This window comes from Streptomyces sp. NPDC020299, from assembly GCF_044387825.1.
Taxonomy (GTDB): domain Bacteria; phylum Actinomycetota; class Actinomycetes; order Streptomycetales; family Streptomycetaceae; genus Streptomyces.
Genome location: NZ_JBIRWL010000030.1, coordinates 46,708 through 66,788 on the forward strand (window position 1 = coordinate 46,708; position 20,081 = coordinate 66,788).

19 protein-coding genes and 1 riboswitch are annotated in these 20,081 nt (G+C 72.7%); of the genes, 8 read left to right on the top strand and 11 right to left on the bottom strand.

Annotation, left to right across the window (positions count from 1 at the left end; genetic code table 11):
- Window positions 1-7: 7 nt before the first annotated feature.
- From amaP to ACH45E_RS42765, 5 genes are read right to left on the bottom strand one after another with little or no spacing between them, the layout of a single operon-like run.
- Entirely contained in the window at window positions 8-595 is a 588-nt protein-coding gene (gene amaP / locus ACH45E_RS42745) for an alkaline shock response membrane anchor protein AmaP (RefSeq protein WP_361455394.1), read from the bottom strand.
- On the bottom strand, window positions 592-1,248 hold the full coding sequence (locus tag ACH45E_RS42750; protein ID WP_361455391.1) for a DUF6286 domain-containing protein: 657 nt from the start codon (window positions 1,246-1,248) through the stop codon (window positions 592-594). Before ACH45E_RS42750 ends, amaP begins: the two co-directional genes overlap by 4 nt.
- On the bottom strand, window positions 1,245-1,625 hold the full coding sequence (locus ACH45E_RS42755; RefSeq protein WP_361455388.1) for an Asp23/Gls24 family envelope stress response protein: 381 nt from the start codon (window positions 1,623-1,625) through the stop codon (window positions 1,245-1,247). The genes ACH45E_RS42750 and ACH45E_RS42755 overlap by 4 nt, the downstream gene beginning before the upstream one ends.
- Window positions 1,622-1,816 carry a hypothetical protein gene (locus ACH45E_RS42760; RefSeq protein WP_361455385.1) on the bottom strand — a complete coding sequence of 65 codons (195 nt, stop codon included), beginning with the start codon at window positions 1,814-1,816 and terminating at the stop codon, window positions 1,622-1,624. The genes ACH45E_RS42755 and ACH45E_RS42760 overlap by 4 nt, the downstream gene beginning before the upstream one ends.
- A 48-nt stretch (window positions 1,817-1,864) precedes the next feature.
- Window positions 1,865-2,362 carry an Asp23/Gls24 family envelope stress response protein gene (locus ACH45E_RS42765; RefSeq protein ID WP_361455382.1) on the bottom strand — a complete coding sequence of 166 codons (498 nt, stop codon included), beginning with the start codon at window positions 2,360-2,362 and terminating at the stop codon, window positions 1,865-1,867.
- 87 nt (window positions 2,363-2,449) lie between these two features.
- Between ACH45E_RS42765 and ACH45E_RS42770 the strand changes: the two genes are divergently transcribed.
- The gene (locus ACH45E_RS42770) at window positions 2,450-3,184 is read left to right on the top strand and encodes a nucleopolyhedrovirus P10 family protein (RefSeq protein WP_361455379.1); all 735 of its coding nucleotides are present in this window, start codon (window positions 2,450-2,452) and stop codon (window positions 3,182-3,184) included.
- 203 nt (window positions 3,185-3,387) lie between these two features.
- Here ACH45E_RS42770 and ACH45E_RS42775 read toward each other — a convergent pair whose 3' ends face one another.
- The 3 genes from ACH45E_RS42775 to ACH45E_RS42785 form a co-directional block, all read right to left on the bottom strand.
- Complete coding sequence (locus ACH45E_RS42775) at window positions 3,388-4,200, bottom strand: enoyl-CoA hydratase/isomerase family protein (RefSeq protein WP_361455376.1); 813 nt, start codon at window positions 4,198-4,200, stop codon at window positions 3,388-3,390.
- Between the two features lie 106 nt (window positions 4,201-4,306).
- Entirely contained in the window at window positions 4,307-4,528 is a 222-nt protein-coding gene (locus tag ACH45E_RS42780) for a helix-turn-helix domain-containing protein (protein ID WP_004002281.1), read from the bottom strand.
- 335 nt (window positions 4,529-4,863) lie between these two features.
- Window positions 4,864-6,462 carry an ABC-F family ATP-binding cassette domain-containing protein gene (locus ACH45E_RS42785; protein WP_361455373.1) on the bottom strand — a complete coding sequence of 533 codons (1,599 nt, stop codon included), beginning with the start codon at window positions 6,460-6,462 and terminating at the stop codon, window positions 4,864-4,866.
- 476 nt (window positions 6,463-6,938) lie between these two features.
- On the opposite strand from ACH45E_RS42785, the gene ACH45E_RS42790 reads away from it, so the two are divergent.
- Window positions 6,939-7,352: a VOC family protein gene (locus ACH45E_RS42790; RefSeq protein WP_361455543.1), complete on the top strand. Its 414-nt coding sequence runs from the start codon at window positions 6,939-6,941 to the stop codon at window positions 7,350-7,352.
- A 20-nt stretch (window positions 7,353-7,372) separates the two neighbouring features.
- On the opposite strand, the gene ACH45E_RS42795 is transcribed toward ACH45E_RS42790, so the two are convergent.
- From ACH45E_RS42795 to ACH45E_RS42805, 3 genes are all read right to left on the bottom strand, one after another.
- Window positions 7,373-8,791: a hypothetical protein gene (locus tag ACH45E_RS42795; protein WP_399042708.1), complete on the bottom strand. Its 1,419-nt coding sequence runs from the start codon at window positions 8,789-8,791 to the stop codon at window positions 7,373-7,375.
- Window positions 8,792-8,961: 170 nt separating this feature from the next.
- Entirely contained in the window at window positions 8,962-10,089 is a 1,128-nt protein-coding gene (locus tag ACH45E_RS42800; RefSeq protein WP_361455371.1) for an alpha/beta fold hydrolase, read from the bottom strand.
- Window positions 10,090-10,197: 108 nt separating this feature from the next.
- Window positions 10,198-10,866 (bottom strand): class II aldolase/adducin family protein, encoded by a 669-nt coding sequence (locus ACH45E_RS42805; protein WP_361455368.1) that lies wholly within the window; start codon window positions 10,864-10,866, stop codon window positions 10,198-10,200.
- 199 nt (window positions 10,867-11,065) lie between these two features.
- Between ACH45E_RS42805 and ACH45E_RS42810 the strand changes: the two genes are divergently transcribed.
- The 6 genes from ACH45E_RS42810 (at window position 11,066) to cobN (ending at window position 19,994) form a co-directional block, all read left to right on the top strand.
- The gene (locus ACH45E_RS42810) at window positions 11,066-11,845 is read left to right on the top strand and encodes a lysozyme (protein WP_361455365.1); all 780 of its coding nucleotides are present in this window, start codon (window positions 11,066-11,068) and stop codon (window positions 11,843-11,845) included.
- A 132-nt stretch (window positions 11,846-11,977) separates the two neighbouring features.
- Window positions 11,978-13,225, top strand: a complete 1,248-nt coding sequence (locus ACH45E_RS42815; RefSeq protein WP_361455362.1) for an inorganic phosphate transporter — start codon at window positions 11,978-11,980, stop codon at window positions 13,223-13,225.
- Window positions 13,226-13,262: 37 nt separating this feature from the next.
- Window positions 13,263-13,490, top strand: a complete 228-nt coding sequence (locus ACH45E_RS42820) for a hypothetical protein (protein WP_361455359.1) — start codon at window positions 13,263-13,265, stop codon at window positions 13,488-13,490.
- A gap of 139 nt (window positions 13,491-13,629) precedes the next feature.
- A riboswitch (cobalamin riboswitch) is annotated at window positions 13,630-13,770 on the top strand.
- Between the two features lie 115 nt (window positions 13,771-13,885).
- Window positions 13,886-14,827, top strand: a complete 942-nt coding sequence (locus ACH45E_RS42825; RefSeq protein ID WP_361455356.1) for a cobalamin biosynthesis protein — start codon at window positions 13,886-13,888, stop codon at window positions 14,825-14,827.
- Window positions 14,824-16,332, top strand: a complete 1,509-nt coding sequence (locus ACH45E_RS42830) for a cobyric acid synthase (RefSeq protein ID WP_361455353.1) — start codon at window positions 14,824-14,826, stop codon at window positions 16,330-16,332. Before ACH45E_RS42825 ends, ACH45E_RS42830 begins: the two co-directional genes overlap by 4 nt.
- Window positions 16,329-19,994, top strand: coding sequence for a cobaltochelatase subunit CobN (gene cobN / locus ACH45E_RS42835; RefSeq protein WP_361455350.1), 3,666 nt, complete (start codon window positions 16,329-16,331; stop codon window positions 19,992-19,994). Before ACH45E_RS42830 ends, cobN begins: the two co-directional genes overlap by 4 nt.
- Window positions 19,995-20,081 lie beyond the last annotated feature (87 nt).

A 20,081-nucleotide genomic window follows, 5' to 3' on the forward strand; every position in this document is an offset into this window, starting at 1 on the left:
CCCTCTCTCACGTCACCCTTTCGGCCTTGTGCTTGACCGCCCGCAGGCGTACCTCCGCCGGGAGCTTCGCCAGCCCCGCCGACTCGCGCGCGTGGGTCAGTGCCTGGGCCGTCAGGTAGTGCAGGACCGTGCCGGGGTCGACGTCCGGCTCCAGTTGCAGCCACACCCGCGCGCGGGGTGCCGTACGGCGGCCGGTCAGCAGGAGGCGGGTGTGGGCCACGCCCTCCTGGCGGCCCGCGTCGGCGGCCAGGACGCCTTCCAGGGCCCGGCCGCGCAGCAGCGCGCCCGCACCGTCGCCGGTGTCGACGCGCACCTCGGCGAGCCGGCGGCGGCGCAGTACCGCCGTCAGCCACCACAGGGCGAGCAGGACCAGGAGGGCGAGCGCGGCGATGACGGCCGGCCACCACCAGCCGGCGTCCCGCCAGTGCGTCCGCTCGGCGTCGCTGAGCAGGACGTCGTGCCGGCCGACGTGGATCCACCAGTGGGGCGGCCGGACGCCCAGGCCGACGGCCAGCACCGCGCCGCCGAGGGCGGCCAGCAGCAGTCCGATCAGTCCGAGGAGCGTGCGGTTGACGGTCCTGAGCACCGCGCTCACCCCTTCCGTCCGGGGCGGCTGACGCGCACCGACAGCGCAGGCTGCCGGGTCAGGCCCAGGCCCTGGACGGCCGCGGTGAGGGCGGTGTCCAGGTCGGCGCGTACGTCGTCGAGTTCACGGAAGTGCGCGACCGCGCGGACGACGGCCTTCCTGCGGCCCATCCGCACCCGTACCGACCGCACGCCCGAGATCTCCATGGCCCGGTCGCGCAGCACCAGGGCCGCCGCCGCGCGCTGCAGTCCGGCGCGGACGTCGGGGTGCGGGCGCCGCATCGGCAGGAGGTCGCGCAGGCCGGGCGTGAGCGCGAGCAGGAGCAGCCAGAGGCCGAGGGCCAGCGCGACGCCCGCGCCGACCAGCACCCAGGTGTCGTCGAGCCGGCGTTCGGCGAGCTGCCGGGCCAGGTCGCGGCGCCAGCTCATGGCGGGCCGGTGGGCGCGGACGGCGGCGATGTCGTAGAGGAAGACGCCCGAGCCGAGCAGGAGCAGTACGGCGACGACGGCCGCCGGGACGCGGCGCGCCGACCAGAAGCGGCCGTCCCTTCCGCCGTCCGCCACCGGCGGGGGCGCCGCCGGCGGAGGGGAGGCCTCATCCGGCTTCTCCATGACGACCGGCAGTGGCTGGGTGGTGCCCTCGGTTCCCCGGGGTTCGCTCATCGCGGCCTCCCCTGTGCCGTCCCCTGCGGATGCGTCAGATGCAGCCGTTCCACGTGGACGGCGACCTCCGGCACCTCCATTCCCGCCAACGCGGTTACCCGCTCGGTGACCCGGCGACGCACCGCGCGGCAGTGGGCGGGGATGTCGGCCGGATAGCCGAGTTCCAGGCGGACACGGACACGGACGGTGCCGTGGTGGACGTCGACGGTGGCACGCGGCGGTTCCGCCTGCCCCGGCAGCGGGCCGAGCGCCTCGCGTGCCGCCTGCGCCGCGATCTTCTCCACGACCCCGTCGGCGATCCGCAGGGCGCCGCGCTCGCCGGGCGCGACGACGGACACGGGACCGCGCGCCTCACCGACCCCGCTCACGGACGTCACCGCCGCCGGTCACGCCGGTCGTCCCGGGTGTGGAAGAAGTCGCCGAGCTCCCAGTCCCCCTCCAGGAACCGGCCGGCGACGAACCCGACGGCGCCCAGGGCGGCCACCAGCAGGAAGGCACCGAATCCGCCGAAGTATCCGGCGAAGCCCAGGGCCATCCCGGCGATCATGCCGACCACGGCCATGCTCATGCTGTGCTCCTCAGCTCCTCAGCCGTGCGTTGTCCGGGCCGCCGGGCGTCACTGGATCCGGGGCTCCGGCTCCTCTTCCTCTTCCTCCGGAAGCTTGACGTCGCTCACCGCGATGTTGACCTCCACGACCTGGAGCCCGGTCATCCGCTCCACCGCCGTGATCACGTTCTCCCGCACGGCATGGGCGACGTCGGCGATCGCCACGCCGTAGTCCACGACGATCTCCAGGTCGAGCGCGGTCTGCACCTCGCCGACCTCGGCCTTCACTCCCCGGGTCACCGACTTCTGGCTGCCGGGCACCCGGTCGCGCACGGCGCCGAAGGTCCGGGCGAGTCCGCTGCCGAGCGCGTGCACGCCGACCACGTCCCGCGCGGCCAGCGCCGCGATCTTCTCCACGACCCCGTCGGCGATGGTGGTCCGTCCGCGGGTCGCGGGGTCGCCGCCCCCGCGCCGTGTCGGTTGCGCCCTGCGGGCCCCCGTTGTCTCGGGCACCTCCTTGGCGCCCGTGGGATCCGCCGTCCAGTCCTGATTCGTCATCTCGGTCATGGCCGTACGTCCTCTTCGGTCGTCCTCCTTCGACCACGGTAAGCGTGCTTGCGCCATCCCGCCCCGGGGATACGGCAGGCTGGAGCAATGACGGCGGAACGATGGGCGCGTGCGGTGCGACAGCAGCTGGGCCTCGGCAGGCTGCTTCCGCTGGGCGGCGCGCGGGACGGCGCGTGGATCGCGGAGGGGGCGGCCACGGAGGTGCTGCGGCGCGCGGTGCGGGAAGTGACGGGTGTGCGTCTGGGCACGCTGCGGCTCGGGCTCGCCGGGCCGGAGGACACCGAGGAGCCCGCCGTGCCCCTGCCGCCGAGCGCGCTGCCGCCGGGGCCGCTCCGGCTGACGGCCGACTTCTCGGCCACGGCGGACATGCCCCTGCCGGACACGGCGTCCCGTCTGCGTCTGGTCCTGGCGACGGCCGCGGCGCAGGGGCTCGGCCTCGCGGTCACCGAGGTGGACCTCAGGGTGACCGGCCTGCTCGACGACGAGGAGCCGCCCGCCCCGGCCCCTCAGGCCGTGCCGCCGGTGCCGGCCCGGGAGACGGCGGACCCCGACGAGACCCGGGCCGCCACGGCCGCCCGCTCCGTCCCCGGCGTCACCCGGCTGACCGGCGCACTGGGCGGCCCGAGCCGCGCGGTGCACATCGAGGAACGGCAGCACGACGCCCCGGCCGAGGCCGCACTCGCGCACCGCCACGTCCGGGTGGAAGTGGCGGTGGACACCGCGTACCGCGCCCTGGACGTGGCCCGCCAGGTCCGCGCAGCCGTCTCCGACGCGCTTCGGGACCACCCGACGGTGGCCGTACTGGTGACGGCCGTCGGCTGACCCCGTATGACGGCCAGATCCGTCGACCGCCGTCAGCGGACGTGCTTCAGGCCCAGCCGACCGCGCCCTTGCCGGTGACGGCCGTCGGCCGACCCGTACGGGTCACTCGCCGAGGCCGGCCCGATCCGTCGACCGCCGTCAGCGGACGTGCTTCGGGGTCACCCGACCGCGCCCGTGATCGGCCGTCGGCCGACCCCTACGGGTCACTCGCCGAGGCCGGCCAGGTCCCTCAGACGCCGGGCCTGGGCCTGGCGTTCCGCGGCGCGCTGGTCTTCGTAGGTGCGACCGGTCGCTCCGCGGAGCAGGGCCTTGGTCTCGACGACCGCGTCGCGGGGTGCCGCGAGCAGGGCCGCCGCGAAGTCGCGGACCGTGCCGTCGAGTTCGTCCACCGGCACGGCGATGTTGGCCAGCCCCGAGCTCACCGCTTCCTCGGCCTGCACGGACCGTCCGGTCACGCAGATCTCCAACGCCCGGGCGTACCCGACCAGTTCCACCAGCGGGTGCGTGCCCGTGAGGTCGGGCACGATCCCGAGGCTGGTCTCGCGCATGGCGAACTGCACATCGTGCGCGACGACGCGCAGATCGCAGGCGAGAGCCAGCTGGAAGCCGGCACCGATGGCGTGCCCCTGGACAGCGGCGACGGACACGATGTCGTTCCGCCGCCACCAGGTGAACGCCTCCTGGTAGCCCGCGATGGTCGCGTCGAGCTCGGCGTCGTCACGGCGCGCGAGGTCGACGAAGGTCGGCTCGCCCTCGATCCCCTCGGGCGTGAACATCTGCCGGTCGAGCCCGGCGGAGAAGGACTTGCCCTCACCGCGCAGCACGACCACCCGGACGGAGCCCGGCAGCAGCCGGCCCGCCTCGGCCAACGCCCGCCACAGAGCGGGGCTCTGCGCGTTGCGCTTGGCCGGGTTGGTCAACGCCACCGTGGCGAGCGCGTCGTCCACGGTGAGTCGTACGCCGTCCTGGTCGAGCAGGGGAACCAGGGACGCAGGGTCCTTCTCGGGCGAAGCCATGGGACGCCTCCGATGCGTGCGGTCAGCTAAGTGACTGCACAGTAACCACCCGGCCGATCACCCGACCGACCGGGTGGCCACCATCGAAGCCGATGGGCCGCCCGGATCAGGACGATGCGGCCTTTTTGCCCCTGGTCGCTCCGCCACGCCCACGGAGCGTGACGCCCGACTCACTGAGCATCCGGTGTACGAAGCCATACGAGCGGCCGGTTTCCTCGGCCAGCGCCCGGATGCTCGCACCGGAGTCGTACTTTTTCTTCAGGTCTGCCGCGAGCTTGTCGCGCGCGGCGCCGGTCACCCGGCTGCCCTTCTTCAGAGTCTCGGCCACCCGTGCCTCCTCATGGGAAGTGCGCTCTGGTCTCCTCATGATCACCCCTCCGGGGCTCGATGGCCACCCATTCGGCAAGGTCCGTGAGACACGGTTTTGACGACAGGAGCACATCCCCACAAGCGGAACTGACGATTCCAGACGTGTGCGTCCGTACGGCCGAACGGGTTCTTTCGCGAATCAGCAGGTCAGAGACGCGCGACGGCCGACCCTTCCGCAACGGAGGGGTCGGCCGCGAAATCGATGTAGGACACACCTCGATACGAGGAGATCTCACACAGATGATGGATCACGGATCGGCCGAATGATCCATACCCAGTGGATCATCCATTCGATCAAGCCAGGGCGACGAGATCCGCGTAGTCGGAGCCCCACAGGTCCTCGACGCCGTCCGGCAGCAGAATGATCCGCTCCGGCTGGAGCGCCTCGACGGCGCCCTCGTCGTGGGTGACGAGGACCACGGCCCCCTTGTAGGTGCGCAGCGCGCCGAGGATCTCCTCGCGGCTGGCCGGGTCGAGGTTGTTGGTGGGCTCGTCCAGGAGCAGCACGTTCGCCGAGGACACCACCAGGGTCGCCAGGGCGAGGCGGGTCTTCTCGCCGCCCGAGAGGACACCGGCCGGCTTGTCGACGTCGTCGCCGGAGAAGAGGAACGAGCCGAGCACCTTGCGCACCTCGACGAGGTCCATGTCGGGGGCGGCCGAGCGCATGTTCTCCAGCACGGTGCGGCCGGGGTCCAGGGTCTCGTGCTCCTGCGCGTAGTAGCCGAGCTTGAGGCCGTGGCCGGGGACGACCCCGCCGGTGTCCGGCTGCTCGACGCCCCCGAGGAGGCGCAGCAGGGTGGTCTTGCCGGCGCCGTTGAGGCCGAGGATGACGACCCGGGAGCCCTTGTCGATGGCCAGGTCGACGTCGGTGAAGATCTCCAGCGAGCCGTACGACTTCGACAGGCCCTCGGCCATCAGCGGGGTCTTGCCGCAGGGCGCGGGCTCCGGGAAGCGGAGCTTGGCGACCTTGTCGGACTGCCGGACCGCCTCCAGGCCGGAGAGCAGCTTGTCCGCGCGGCGGGCCATGTTCTGCGCGGCGACGGTCTTGGTGGCCTTGGCGCGCATCTTGTCGGCCTGCGAGTGCAGTGCGGCGGCCTTCTTCTCGGCGTTGGCGCGCTCGCGCTTGCGGCGCTTCTCGTCGGCCTCGCGCTGCTGCTGGTAGAGCTTCCAGCCCATGTTGTAGATGTCGATCTGGGAGCGGTTCGCGTCCAGGTAGAAGACCTTGTTGACGACCGTCTCGACCAGGTCGACGTCGTGGGAGATCACGATGAAGCCGCCGCGGTAGGTCTTGAGGTAGTCCCGCAGCCAGATGATCGAGTCGGCGTCGAGGTGGTTGGTCGGCTCGTCGAGCAGCAGCGTGTCGGCGTCGGAGAACAGGATCCGGGCCAGCTCGATACGGCGGCGCTGACCGCCGGAGAGCGTGTGCAGCGGCTGGCCGAGGACGCGGTCGGGCAGGTTGAGCGCGGCGGCGATGGTGGCGGCCTCGGCCTCGGCGGCGTATCCGCCCTTGGTGAGGAACTCGGTCTCCTGGCGCTCGTACTGCTTGAGGGCCTTCTCCCGGGTGGAGCCCTGGCCGGTGGCGATGCGCTGCTCGTTGTCGCGCATCTTGCGCAGCAGTACGTCGAGGCCGCGCGCGGAGAGGATGCGGTCGCGGGCGAGGACGTCGAGGTCGCCGGTGCGGGGGTCCTGGGGGAGGTAGCCGACCTCGCCGGAGCGGGCGATGTTGCCGGCGGCCGGCATGCCCTCGCCGGCGAGGCACTTGGTGAGGGTGGTCTTCCCGGCGCCGTTGCGGCCGACCAGGCCGATGCGGTCGCCCTTGGCGACGCGGAAGTTGGCGTTCTCGAGGAGGATGCGGGCACCGGCGCGCAGCTCGATACCGGAGGCGGAGATCACGGACAGACTCCAGAGCGGAGGTAGTGGCGGGTGGGCGGCTGAGGACGTTCCCGCCGTCTAATGCGCGAGGAGAATGGCCATGGGCCAAGTCTAACGGGGCCCGGCAAGCGCTTTTTCTGCGTACGGGTGTTCGGACTCGCGGTACGGGGCGATACGGCCCAGGTCGCCGCCGCCGACGTGATGTACGGCACGTCCGCGACGGATGTCCCGCGCCCGGCGACGCGGAACACCGGTGTCGCCCTGGGACGGCTGCCGGCCGGCGTCCGCCGGCAGGGCGCGGTGCCGGCGGACGGAGCGACCGTCGCATGCGGCTCGCCGGTGCGTGCGGCTCACCGGTCGCCGGGGCGTACGTCTCCACGACCGCCGCCTCCCGGAGAAGGCGCCGTGTGCTCCGGTTGCCGTGGGCGTTGTCGGTGGCGGGTGTCACACTGGGCGGCGAGGCGGGCGGAACGGGGCGGGTGGAGGGAGTGGTGGGCATGGCTGGTACGGGTGGCGCGCGGCCGAGTGTGTATCCGACGCTGCTGTACGCGGACGCGAAGGCGGCGATCAGACAGCTCACGGAGGCCTTCGGCTTCACCGAGCTGTCGCTGTACGAGGGTGCGGACGGCACGGTCCTGCACGCCGAGCTGGTGCAGGGCAACGGCGGGGTGATGCTCGGTTCCAAGGGCCGGGACGGCGTCTTCGCGGAGGCGATGGGCGAGGCGGGCCCGACGGGGGTGTACGTCGTGGTGGACGACGTCGACGCCCACCACCAGCGCGCCGTGGACCACGACGCGGAGATCCTGATGCCCCCGACCGACCAGCCGTACGGCTCGCGGGACTACATGGCCCGGGACGTCGAGGGCAACATCTGGAGTTTCGGGACGTACGCCCCCGAGATCGGGATCTGACGGCCGCCCTGGGCCAGGCTCTATCCCCCGGTGTGCACCTGGAACGCGGCCCGGCGCACCGCTTTGGCGAGGGCGGGGTCGGGGTGGGCTGCGGCGAGGGCGACCAGGACCTGCACGGTGCGTGGATGGCCGACCGCGCGGACCTCGTCCAGCAGTTGGGGGACGGTGGGCTGGACCGCGGACTCCAGATGGCGGACGAGCATCGGGGCCTCGCCGTGGTCGGCGACGGCGGCGGCGGTGTCCACCCACAGCCAGGTGGCCTCCTGACGGGTGAGGACCTCGTGGGCGTCCTCCGGGTCGGCCCCGTCGTGCTCGGCGAGCCACAGCAGGGCGTACGGCCGGAGTGCCGCCTCGTCGACGACGGCGTGCACGTCCGCCTCGGCGGGCGCGCCGACGACGCGCAGCGCCTCGAAGGCGAGGCCGCGCAGCAGGGCGTCCTCGCCGCGGGCGGCGTCGATGAGCTCGGTGACGGCGCTGCCGACGGGCCGGGCGGCGAGCCAGGCGCGGTATTCGGCGCGGGCCGCGTTGGGGCGCAGCTGGGCGCAGCCGCGCAGCATGTCCTCGGCGCCCTGTTCGATGTTCCCGGCGGGGCTCTGCGCGGCCACACAGATCTGCTCCAGCTTGACCCACACCGCCCAGCTGCCCAGCGGGGTGAGCGTGGCCTGACCGTCGCCGTCGGTGAGGGCGCCGACGGAGGCGAGGGCGTGCAGGGCCCAGTCGAGCAGCGGCGCGAGGTCGGGTGTGGGCTCCGCCGACGGGACGGTGGTGGGCGCGGCGCCCGCCGGGGCCCCGGGATCGGGCCCGTAGGAGATCTCGCAGCGCTCGGTGCGCAGTTCGGTGACGCGCTGCTGGAGCAGGTCGAGGAGCTGCTCGACCGGGACGGGCCCGGCGGACAGCTGGAGGAAGGAGAGCACCTGGGGCATGGCCGAGACGACCTCGGCGACGGCGGCGGGCTCGTGGTCCGCGGGCTCCGGGTAGGCGAGCGACCAGGCGTCGAAGAGGGCGACCCAGCCGCGCAGCACGGCGCTGTCGTCCCGGTCCCAGGCGCGCAGCCGCCAGCCGGGGCGCGCGCTGTCGCCGTGCACCTCGACGAGACCGGCGAGGCGGGCGGTGTCCCAGTCGGCGCGGATCTGAGCCGCGGTCAGGCCCAGGTCGGCGGCGGCGCGTTCGGCGGTCGTCTCCGAGAGGGTGGCCTTGCCGTCGGCGGTCGCGGCGTCGCGGCCGGGGCCGAGTGCGGCGTCGGCCCAGTGGGCCACGCGGGCCGCGTCGGCGAGGCGGGATCGCGCCATTCGGGCCAGCTCGGCGGGGGCGGGCGTGCCCTCCGGCGGGCGGGGTGCGGGGCGGCGCGAGCGCCGCTGGTTCATCGCTCGGGGGGCGGCGGCCAGGGGTCGCGGTCGGACGAGTCGAAGCCTGGAGTCGCGCGGGATACGGGACGTCACGGGTGCAGTCTTCCGGTTGACGGTCCGAAAACCCAAACGGAATGTCACGGCGGGCGACGGGGTGGGCCAATGGACACGTTCCGGCGGGAAGCGGGGAGGGGTGTTCAGGCCAGTGGTACGGCCTTGAACGGAACGGCCGGAACGGGGGCGTCCGGCCTCCTGCCGGGCGGTCACATCAGCGGCGTCAGGAACCGCCGTACGGTCTCCTCGTACTCCTCGGGGCCGGCGTTCCACATCGCCCCGTGCGGGGCGTTCCGCACGGTGTGCAGGGCGACCAGGTCGGTGCGCCGGCCCGCGAGGCGGCGGGAGTACTCCCAGGGGGCCACCACGTCGTCCGGTCCGTGGATCAGCAGGGTGGGCACGCTCAGCCGCGCCGGGTCGGCGGTCTCCGCGAGGTGGTCGGCCCGCAGTCCGGCGCGGCCCTGCGCGGCCCGTACGGCGAGCGGCAGCAGGAAGTCGGGCGCCCCCCGGGCCGCGGCGAGGGCGCGCAGTGTGGCCTCCCAGTTGAGCACCGGCGAGTCCAGGACGAGCCCGGAGACATGCTCGCGCAGGGGGGACCGCGCGGCGGCGTGCAGGGCCATGGCGGCGCCGGTGGACCAGCCGTAGAGGACGACGCGCCGGGCGCCGTAGCGGACGGCGTAGCGGATCGCCGCGTCGAGGTCGCGCCACTCGGTCTCGCCGAGGTGGTTCAGGCCGTCCGGGGAGCGGGGGGCGCCGAGGTCGCCGCGGTAGGCGAGGGCGAGCACGGAGAACCGCAGTTCGTGCAGGAATCCCATGACGTTCATGGGGTGTTCGCGGGTGGTGCCGAGGCCGTGCACCGCGATCACCCAGGTGTCCCGGGCGCCGGGCACGAACCAGGCGGGCAGGGCGCCGAGGTCGCCGGGCACGTCGATGTCGGCGTGGTCGAGGCCGAGGGCGGCGCCCGGGTTGCCGACGTACAGGTTGGGGGTGAGCCAGACCTGGTCGCCGGGGTCGAGCGTGCCGTGGGTGACGCGTTCCAGGCGGCGTACGACGGTGTCGGGGGAGGGCGCGGCGGCCTCCAGGACGGGCCCCACGACGGCGTGCGAGCCGTCGCCGGCCAGGCCGTAGGTGCCGGGGCGCAGCGAGGCCAGGGCGCGGGTGAGGGCGAGTCTGCCCTCGGCCATGGCGTGCACGGTGAGCCGGGGCTCGGTGGGCAGCGGTCTGCCGGGGACGGCCTTGAGCGCGGCGTCGCTGGCCATCCGCCCGGCGGCCACACCGGCCGCGCCGGCCGCCAGGACCGCGGTGACGGCCGAGGCCGCCGCTGTGACGGTGCGCACGGGTCCAGTGTCCCGGTGGGCCGGCCGACCGGCCAGCGGGAGCGGGTGTCGGGGTGACATGTCCTTGCGGGTTCCAGCGGGAGGCCCCTTTCAATCCCCGGGCCGCCTTCAGCTCCGCTGGCCGTACCCCCGCAGCTTCTCCCCCACCGCGGCCAGCTGCTCCGGGGTCAGCAGGGACGGCGTCAGCCCGGGCACCGAGGACGCCGTCAGCCACAGGCGGCACATCCATTCCAGCTGGGCGGTGCGGTCGTAGGCCTGGTCGAGGGTGGTGCCGTGAGTGATCGTGCCGTGGTTCTTCAGGAGGCAGCCGGAGCGGTCGGCGAGGGCGCGGAGCATGTTCTCGGCCAACTCCTCGGTGCCGTAGGTCGCGTAGGGGGCGACTCGGACGGGGCCGCCGAGCGCGCAGGTCATGTAGTGGACCGCCGGGAGTTCGGTGACGAGGGTCGAGACGGCCGTGGCGTGCACGGCGTGCGTGTGCACGACGGCGGCGGCGCCGGTGGTGCGGTACACGGCGAGGTGCATGGGCAGTTCGCTGGTCGGCACCAGTGTGCCGAGCACCTGCCGTCCGGTGAGGTCGACGCCGGTCACGTCGTACGGCGTCAGCCGGTCGTACGGGACGCCCGACGGCGTGACCAGCACGGTGTCGCCGACGCGTACCGACACGTTGCCGGAGGTGCCGACGACGAGTCCCTCGGCCACGGTCCGGCGGGCCGTCGCGACCAGCGCCTCCCAGGCCCGTGACTCCTGCTCACGCACGCCCCTGCTCTCTTCAGCCATGGCCGTGATCCTGCCAGGGCGGCTGCTGACGCGGCGTCACGGTGGCGCTGTCCAGGCCGGAATCGAGCCCTCCCCGAAAAGGTGCATAGCTCCATAAATACCTCCCTACTCACGCTTGGCCGGAGATCATCGTTCATCACACGATCTTCCAATACTCTTTGCACGTTTCGTCGTGCATGTCGCCATTCCGGGGGGAATCATGGACTTGTACCATCTTCGTACACGTTTTCGCACCCGCCTTCACGCCCGCCTTCGCACCCGCCTTCACGCCCGCCTGCTCGTGACGGCCACAGCGGCGCTCGCCGTCGCGGCGGCGGCCCTCACCGGCGCCCGGGCCACGGCGGCGGGCCTGCCCAAGGGGCACGACGTCTCGTCCCACCAGAAGAACGTCGACTGGCCGGAAGTGAAGGCCAAGGGCGCCCGCTTCGTCTACATCAAGGCGACCGAGTCCACCGACTACCGCAACCCCTACTTCACCCGGCAGTACAGCGGCTCGCGCGAGGCCGGCCTGATCAGGGGGGCGTACCACTTCGCACTGCCGGACGAGTCGCCGGGAGCCGCCCAGGCCGCGTACTTCGTGCGCCACGGCGGCTCCTGGACCGCCGACGGCTGGACACTGCCGCCCGCACTGGACATCGAGTACAACCCGTACGACGGCGGGCACAAGTGCTACGGCCTGAGCAGGGCGAGGATGGTCGACTGGATCCAGGACTTCAGCGACGAGATGAAACGGGAGACCGGCCGCCGCCCGGTGATCTACTCCACCGCCCACTGGTGGAACGACTGCACCGGCCGCAGCCGCGCCTTCGCCGACCACGCGCTGTGGCTCGCCCGCCACTCCGGGGACCCCGGCGCCCTGCCGGCCGGGTGGTCGCACTGGACCTTCTGGCAGTACGACAACAGCGGCAGCCTTCCGGGTGACCAAAATCTCTTCAACGGCTCCCCGGCCGGACTGAAGTCGTTCGCGAGGGGCGACTAGCCGAAGGGCCAAACCGGAGCGGAACGGCCACCTCCGTATCCGGCACCACAATGCCCATCCCAGTTCATCTTCCGTTCACCCAGGTTGCTTACGGTCAACCAGCCAACGACGCTCGAAAGAATGCCTGGGTAAATGGAAAGCTTCTCGCTGATCCTCGCGATTGTGGTCGTAACCGCACTTGCGTTCGATTTCACGAACGGTTTCCACGACACCGCCAACGCGATGGCCACCACCATCTCGACCGGTGCACTCAAGCCCAAGGTCGCGGTGGCCATGTCCGCCGCGCTCAACCTTGTGGGCGCCTTCCTCTCCGTGGAGGTCGCCAACACGATCTCCAAGGGTCTCGTCGACGAGAACGGCATACGTCCCGAGGTCATATTCGCCGCCCTGGTCGGCGCGATCCTCTGGAACCTGGTCACCTGGCTGGTGGGGCTGCCCTCCAGTTCCTCGCACGCCCTCATGGGCGGCCTGATCGGCGCCACCGTCGCCTCCGCGGGCTTCGGTGCCGTCCACGGTGACGTCCTCGTCACCAAGGTGCTGCTCCCGGCGGTCGCCGCGCCGGTCGTCGCGGGCATCGCGGCGATGCTCGCCACCCGGTTCTCCTACGGCATCGGCAAGAACGCCGAGGGCGAGGCCACCCGCAAGGGTTACCGCGCCGGCCAGATCGCCTCGGCCGGTCTGGTCTCCCTCGCCCACGGCACCAACGACGCGCAGAAGACGATGGGCATCATCACCCTCGCGCTGATCGCCGGCGGTTCCATCGCCCCCGGCTCCAACCCTCCCACCTGGGTGATCCTCTCCGCGGGCATGGCCATCGCGCTCGGCACCTACATCGGCGGCTGGCGCATCATCCGCACCATGGGCAAGGGCCTGACCGAACTGGAGCCGCGGCAGGGCTTCGCGGCCCAGACCAGCGCCGCGACCGCCATCCTCGCCTCCTCCCACCTCGGCTTCTCCCTCTCCACCACCCATGTCGTCTCCGGCTCCGTGATGGGCGCGGGCCTGGGCCGCAAGGGCGGAGTGGTCCGCTGGTCCACGGCGACCCGGATGTTCGTCGCCTGGGCGCTGACCCTCCCGGCCGCCGCGCTGGTCGGCGCGCTCGCCGAGACGGTCACCGACCTCGGCGACTGGGGCACCGCGCTGGTGGCGGTCTTCCTCGTGGCCTCCAGCGCCGCGATCTGGAAGCTCTCCCGCCGCGAGGTGGTCGACGCGAGCAACGTCAACGAGACCGAGGAGCCGGCCGGCGTGATCACCACCGCGATCGCCGTCGTCACCCCGCCCCCGGTGGGTGTGGTGGCCGAGGACCTGTCGGCCACGATCCCGTCCCCTGCGGCACCCGTCGCCGCCGACCCGGCGACCCCGCCGGCCGCCGCCGTCTGATCCCGGGCACCCGGGCACCAAGAAAGCAGCCTCTGTTATGAAGATCGACTGGGCAGCCCTCGGCTCCGTCTTCGGCGTCAGCCTCGCGGTCACCGTCGGCCTGGTGGCCCTCTTCACCCTCGGCGTCCAGGGCCTGTCACGACGCGAACGCGCCGTCGCGCAGGGCGACTCGGCGGCGCTGGCCGTCACCGGGGCGTACGTGTGCTTCGCGGCGTGCGCGGCAGCGGTGGCCTACGGGATCTACCTGATCATGCACAAGGCCTGACCCAGGCCTCGAACAGGCTCCTTCCCGAAGACTTCGAAGTCTTCGGGAAGGAGCCTTTCGCATGCCGCCCCACCACCACCCGGGCTTCGATGTGGGCCTCAGCACACTCTCCCCGTGCAGGTCAACGGCAAGTTGACGGCCCTTCCGGGGCCGTGGTGGACTTCCGGAGCCATGTACGGCGGCAAGGGAGGAAGCCGGTGTGAATCCGGCGCGGTCCCGCCACTGTCACCGGGGTAGGTAGCCCCGGGAGCCAGGAACTCCCACCGCCGGTCTCGTCGAACCAGGGCGCGGACACCCTGAGTGAGGACATATCGCCATGCTCGCCTGCCGTTTGAGAGCGCAGGCTCTCAGGTACCGCACCAGATCGCTGCCCGCCCCCACGGCCGGCTGAGCCGATGCGTGCCGATCGCGTCTTCGCGTACGGCGCCGCCGCCGGCCTCCTCGGCGACCATCTGCTCGGTGACCCGCGGCGCGGGCATCCGGTGGCCGCGTTCGGGCGGGCCGCCGGTGCCGTCGAGCGGGTGCTGTGGCGGGACCACCGGGGGTGGGGCGCGCTGCACACCGCGGTGTGCGTGGGCGGTGCCGCCGGCCTGGGAGCCGTCGCCGCCGCGGCCGTACGTCCCTCCCGTGCCGCCTCCGTCGCGCTGACCGCCGCCGCCACCTGGGCCGTCGTGGGCGGAACCTCCCTCGCCCGCGAGGCCCGTGGCATCGGGCGTGCCCTGGAGGCCGGGGACGTAGAGGCCGCCCGGGCGCGGCTGCCGCACCTGTGCGGAAGGGATCCGCAGGCGCTCGACGCCGACGGGATCGCCCGGGCCGTGGTGGAGTCCGTCGCCGAGAACACCTCCGACGCGGTGGTGGGGGCCCTGGTGTGGGGAGCCGTGGGCGGGGTCCCGGGTCTGCTGGGCTTCCGGGCCGTCAACACCCTCGACGCCATGGTCGGGCACAAGTCGCCCCGATACCGGCGGTACGGGTGGGCCTCGGCCCGGCTGGACGACCTCGCGGGCTGGCCGGGGGCGCGGTTGACCGCCGTACTGGCCGCCGCGGCCGGGGACGACCGCCGCGGTGCCGTACGGGCCTGGCGGGCCGACGCGGACCGGCACCCGAGCCCCAACGCCGGGCCCGTGGAGGCGTCGTTCGCGGGGGCGCTCGGCGTGCGGCTGGGCGGGACGCTCTCGTACGGCGGGCGGGTGGAGCACCGGCCGGTGCTCCACCAGGAGGGACGCGCCGTCGCCGTGCCCGACATCGACCGGGCCGTACGGCTCTCCAGGCGCGTCGGTCTCCTGGCGCTCGGCGTCACCGCCGCCGCGCGCATCCTCGTGAAGGGACGTGGGAAATGAGCGGGGGTCTCCTCGTCGCCGGCACCACCTCCGACGCGGGCAAGAGCGTCGTCACGGCCGGGATCTGCCGCTGGCTGGTGCGGCAGGGGGTCAAGGTCGCGCCCTTCAAGGCGCAGAACATGTCCCTCAACTCGTTCGTGACGCGCCAGGGCGCGGAGATCGGGCGGGCACAGGCCATGCAGGCGCAGGCGTGCCGGGTCGAGCCGACCGCGCTGATGAATCCCGTGCTGCTCAAGCCCGGTGGGGAACAGAGCAGCCAAGTGGTGCTGCTGGGCAAGCCCGTGGGCGAGCTGAGCGCCCGTGGCTACCACGGGGGGCGCCAGCAGCGGCTGCTGGGGACCGTGCTGGAGTGCCTGGAGGAGTTGCGGGGCACGTATGACGCGGTGATCTGTGAGGGCGCCGGTTCGCCCGCCGAGATCAATCTGCGGCGGACCGACATCGTGAACATGGGGATCGCGAGGAACGCGCGGCTGCCCGTGCTCGTCGTCGGCGACATCGACCGCGGGGGCGTCTTCGCCTCCTTCTTCGGGACCGTCGCCCTGCTCTCCCCCGAGGACCAGGAACTCGTCGCCGGGTTCCTCGTCAACAAGTTCCGCGGCGACGTCTCCCTGCTGGAACCCGGCCTCGACATGCTGCTCGGGCTCACCGGGCGGCGGACGTACGGCGTGCTGCCCTTCCGGCACGGGCTCGGCATCGACGAGGAGGACGGACTGCGGGTGTCTTTGCGGGGCACGGTCCGCGAGTCGAACACCGCCCCGCCCGTCGGCGAGGACGTGCTGCGGGTCGCCGTGTGCGCGATCCCGCTGATGTCCAACTTCACGGACGTGGACGCGCTGGCCGCCGAACCGGGTGTCGTGGTGCGGTTCGTGGACCGGCCGGAGGAACTGGCCGACGCCGACCTCGTGGTGATCCCGGGGACGCGGGGCACGGTCCGGGCCCTGGAGTGGCTGCGGGAGCGGGGGCTTGCCGAGGCGCTCGTCCGCAGGGCCGCCGAACAGCGGCCCGTGCTCGGCATCTGCGGCGGCTTCCAGATCCTCGGTGAGCACATCGAGGACGAGGTCGAGTCGCGCGCCGGGCAGGTACACGGCCTCGGGGTCCTTCCCGTCCGCGTGCGGTTCGCCCGCGAGAAGACCCTCACCCGGCCTGTCGGGGAAGCCCTCGGCGAGCCGGTCGAAGGATACGAGATCCATCACGGGGTCGCCGAAGTGACGGGCGGGATTCCCTTCCTGGACGGTTGCCGGGTCGGCCAGACCTGGGGCACGCACTGGCACGGTTCGCTGGAGTCGGACGGCTTCCGGCGGGCCTTCCTGCGCGAGGTGGCGGCCGCCGCGGGCCGCCGCTTCGTACCGGCCCCCGACACGTCGTTCGCCGCGCTGCGCGAGGAGCAGCTCGACCGGCTCGGCGATCTGATCGAACAGCACGCGGACACGGACGCGCTCTGGCGGCTCATCGAGTCGGGCGCGCCGCAAGGACTGTCCTTCATTCCACCGGGAGCGCCCGTATGAGCACAGTGTTGTTGTTGTCGACCGCCGACACCGATCTGCTGGCGGCGCGGGCCTCCGGCGGGTCGTACCGGATCGGCAACCCGACCCGGGTGGACGTGGCGGGCGAGCTGCCGTCGCTCCTCGCGGGCGCCGACATCGCCGTCGTACGGCTGCTCGGCGGCAAGCGCGCCTGGGAGGACGGGCTCGCCACGCTGAAGGCCTCGGGCGTCCCGACCGTCCTGCTCGGCGGCGAGGCCGTGCCCGACGCCGAGTTGATGGCCGAGTCGTCCGTGCCCGCCGGTGTCGTGGCCGAGGCGCTCAGGTACCTCGTGGAGGGCGGCCCGGAGAACCTGACCGAGCTCGCCCGGTTCCTGTCCGACACCGTGCTGCTGACCGGTGAGGGGTTCGTCGAGCCGCGGAAGATGCCCGAGTACGGTGTGCACGGCTCCCGTACGCTCCAGGACGGCCGCCCGACCGTCGGCGTGCTCTTCTACCGCGCCCACGAACTGAGCGGCAACACCGCCTTCGTGGACACCCTGTGCGACGCGATCGAGGCGCGGGGCGCCAACGCCCTGCCCGTCTACTGCGGTTCGCTGCGCGGGGCGGACGCGGGGCTGTACGAGATCCTCGGCAAGGCGGACGCCCTGGTGGCCACCGTGCTCGCCGCGGGCGGCACGCACGCCTCGCAGGCCTCGGCGGGCGGTGACGAGGAGTCCTGGGACATCGGGGCGCTCGCCGACCTGAACATCCCCGTGCTGCAGGGCCTGTGCCTCACCTCGTCGCACGCGGCCTGGGACGAGTCCGATGCCGCCCTCTCCCCCATGGACGCGGCGATGCAGGTGGCGATCCCGGAGTTCGACGGGCGGATCGTCACCGTGCCGTTCTCCTTCAAGGAGCAGGGCCCCGACGAGGTGCCGGTGTACGTGGCCGACCCCGAGCGGGCCGGGCGCGTCGCCGGGATCGCCGTACGCCACGCCCAGTTGAGGCACAAGGCCAACGCCGACAAGAAGGTCGCGCTGGTCTTCACCGCCTATCCGACCAAGCACTCCCGGGTCGGCAACGCGGTGGGCCTGGACACGCCGGCCTCGGCGGTACGGGTGCTGGACGCCCTCAGGGATGCCGGGTACGGGGTCAGCGAGTACCCCGACAACGGGGACGAGCTGATCCACCGCCTCATCGAGGCCGGCGGGCACGACGTCGAGTGGCTCACGGAGGAGCAGCTGGCCGCCGCGCCCGCGCGGGTGCCGCTGGCCGACTATCGCGACTGGTTCGACAAGCTCGACCCTGACCTCAAGGGAGCCATGCTGGAGGCGTGGGGCGAGCCGCCGGGCTCCCTCTACGTCGACGGGGACGACATCGTCCTCGCCTCCCTGCGGTTCGGGAACGTCGTCGTGATGATCCAGCCGCCGCGCGGCTTCGGCGAGAACCCGATCGCGATCTACCACGACCCCGACATGCCGCCGTCGCACCACTACATGGCGGCCTACCGGTGGCTGGAGGCCGCGACATCGGAGGGGGGTTTCGGCGCCGACGCGATCGTGCACATGGGCAAGCACGGCACGATGGAGTGGCTGCCGGGCAAGGGCCTCGGGCTGAGCGCCGGGTGCGCCCCGGACGCCGTCCTCGGCGACCTCCCGCTGATCTACCCGTTCATCGTCAACGACCCCGGCGAGGGCACCCAGGCCAAGCGGCGCGGGCACGCCACGGTCGTCGACCACCTGGTGCCGCCGATGGCCCGCGCCGACACCTACGGCGACCTGGCCAAGCTGGAGCAGCTTCTCGACGAGTACGCGTTGGTCTCCGACCTGGACCCGGCGAAGGCGCCGGCGGTGCGCGCGCAGATCTGGACCCTGGTCAAGGCGGCCGAGCTGCACCACGACCTGCACGTGGCCGAGCAGCCGGACGACGCCGAGTTCGACGAGTTCGTCATGCACATCGACGGCTACCTCTGCGAGATCAAGGATGTGCAGATCCGCGACGGTCTGCACATCCTGGGCGGCGGCCCGGTCGGCGAACCGCGCGTGAACCTCGTGCTCGCCGTGCTGCGGGCCGCGCAGGTCTGGGGCGGGCAGGCCAACGCGCTGCCCGGGCTGAGGGCTTCGCTGGCGGCTCACTTCGGGCTGGTGGAGAAGGACCTGCTGGCCGAGCCGGGCGCCCCGGTGAAGGTGCCGGTGGAGCTGACGGACCTGGTGGAGGGTCCGGCGCGGACGGCCGCCGACACGATCGACCTGCTGGAGCAGCTGTGCCGGCGGATCGCGGAGGGCATGGAGACCCGGGCGTGGAACGTGACGGCCGCCCCCGGTCTGGTGGGTGACGTGCTCGGCACCCAACTCCCGGAGGCGGTCGCCGTGGTGGAGTTCGCCTGCACGGAGGTCGTACCGCGGCTCGCGCGGACCACCGACGAGATCGGTCACATCCTCCGTGCGCTGGAAGGCGGTTACGTCCCGGCGGGCCCGTCCGGCTCGCCGACGCGCGGCCTGGTGAACGTCCTGCCGACCGGCCGCAACTTCTACTCCGTCGACCCCAAGGCCATTCCCTCCAGACTGAGTTGGGAAGTCGGCCAGTCGCTGGCGGACTCGCTGGTCGCGCGCTATCTCCAGGACACGGGCGAGTACCCGAAGTCCGTCGGCCTGACGGTCTGGGGCACGTCCGCCATGCGCACCCAGGGCGACGACATCGCCGAGATCCTCGCGCTGCTGGGCTGCCGCCCGGTCTGGGACGACGCCTCGCGCCGGGTGACGGGCTTCGAGGTCGTCCCGCCGGCGGAGCTGGGCCGGCCGCGCATCGACGTCACCGTGCGCATCTCCGGCTTCTTCCGGGACGCGTTCCCGCATGTGGTCGGGCTGATCGACGACGCGGTGCGCAAGGTCGCGGAGCTGGACGAGCCCGCCGAACAGAACTACGTGAAGGCGCACGCCGACGAGGACACCGCCGAGCACGGCGACCGGCGGCGCGCGACCGCCCGTGTCTTCGGCTCGAAGCCGGGGGCCTACGGTGCCGGTCTGCTGCCGCTGATCGACGCCCGCAACTGGCGCTCCGACGCGGACCTCGCGGAGGTGTACGCGGTGTGGGGCGGCTACGCCTACGGGCGCGGGCTCGACGGGCGGGCGGCGCGCGGGGACATGGAGACGGCGTTCAAGCGGATCGCCGTCGCCGCGAAGAACGTCGACACCCGCGAGCACGACCTCGTCGACGCCGACGACTACTTCCAGTACCACGGCGGCATGGTCGCCATGGTGCGCCACCTGACGGGGGCCTCCCCCGAGGCGTACGTCGGCGACTCGGCCGTGCCGGACCAGGTGAAGACCCGCACGCTCGGCGAGGAGACCCACCGCGTCTTCCGCGCCCGCGTGGTCAACCCGCGCTGGATGGCGGCCATGCGCCGGCACGGCTACAAGGGCGCCTTCGAGATGGCGGCGACCGTCGACTACCTCTTCGGCTACGACGCCACCGCCGGCGTGGTCGACGACTGGATGTACGAGAAGCTCAGCGCGGAGTACGTCTTCTCGCCGGAGAACCAGGAGTTCATGCGTAAGTCCAACCCGTGGGCGCTGAGGGGCATCACCGAGCGCCTGCTGGAAGCCGCGGACCGAGGCCTTTGGGCGGAGCCGGACCAGGAGACCCTGGACCGGCTCCGGGCGACCTACCTCGAGCTCGAGGGCGATCTGGAGGGAGAAGCGTGAGCTCCCTGAAAACCCCCGCACTAGCGGGGAGCACGTCGTCCCGCGCGGTGCCCACGGGTTCGACTTCGGACCACCCCCGCGTCGGCG

What these genes read in the sequence shown, in the direction of transcription:
- ACH45E_RS42805 (WP_361455368.1), bottom strand. Translation starts at nt 10,866, where the DNA reads ATGGCTGAAGAGAGCAGGGGCGTGCGTGAGCAGGAGTCACGGGCCTGG.
- ACH45E_RS42775 (WP_361455376.1), bottom strand. Translation starts at nt 4,200, where the DNA reads ATGGCTTCGCCCGAGAAGGACCCTGCGTCCCTGGTTCCCCTGCTCGAC.
- ACH45E_RS42750 (WP_361455391.1), bottom strand. Translation starts at nt 1,248, where the DNA reads ATGAGCGAACCCCGGGGAACCGAGGGCACCACCCAGCCACTGCCGGTC.
- ACH45E_RS42770 (WP_361455379.1), top strand. Translation starts at nt 2,450, where the DNA reads ATGACGGCGGAACGATGGGCGCGTGCGGTGCGACAGCAGCTGGGCCTC.
- ACH45E_RS42790 (WP_361455543.1), top strand. Translation starts at nt 6,939, where the DNA reads ATGGCTGGTACGGGTGGCGCGCGGCCGAGTGTGTATCCGACGCTGCTG.
- ACH45E_RS42760 (WP_361455385.1), bottom strand. Translation starts at nt 1,816, where the DNA reads ATGAGCATGGCCGTGGTCGGCATGATCGCCGGGATGGCCCTGGGCTTC.
- cobN (WP_361455350.1), top strand. Translation starts at nt 16,329, where the DNA reads ATGAGCACAGTGTTGTTGTTGTCGACCGCCGACACCGATCTGCTGGCG.
- ACH45E_RS42825 (WP_361455356.1), top strand. Translation starts at nt 13,886, where the DNA reads ATGCGTGCCGATCGCGTCTTCGCGTACGGCGCCGCCGCCGGCCTCCTC.
- ACH45E_RS42815 (WP_361455362.1), top strand. Translation starts at nt 11,978, where the DNA reads ATGGAAAGCTTCTCGCTGATCCTCGCGATTGTGGTCGTAACCGCACTT.
- ACH45E_RS42830 (WP_361455353.1), top strand. Translation starts at nt 14,824, where the DNA reads ATGAGCGGGGGTCTCCTCGTCGCCGGCACCACCTCCGACGCGGGCAAG.
- ACH45E_RS42810 (WP_361455365.1), top strand. Translation starts at nt 11,066, where the DNA reads ATGGACTTGTACCATCTTCGTACACGTTTTCGCACCCGCCTTCACGCC.
- ACH45E_RS42765 (WP_361455382.1), bottom strand. Translation starts at nt 2,362, where the DNA reads ATGACCGAGATGACGAATCAGGACTGGACGGCGGATCCCACGGGCGCC.
- ACH45E_RS42820 (WP_361455359.1), top strand. Translation starts at nt 13,263, where the DNA reads ATGAAGATCGACTGGGCAGCCCTCGGCTCCGTCTTCGGCGTCAGCCTC.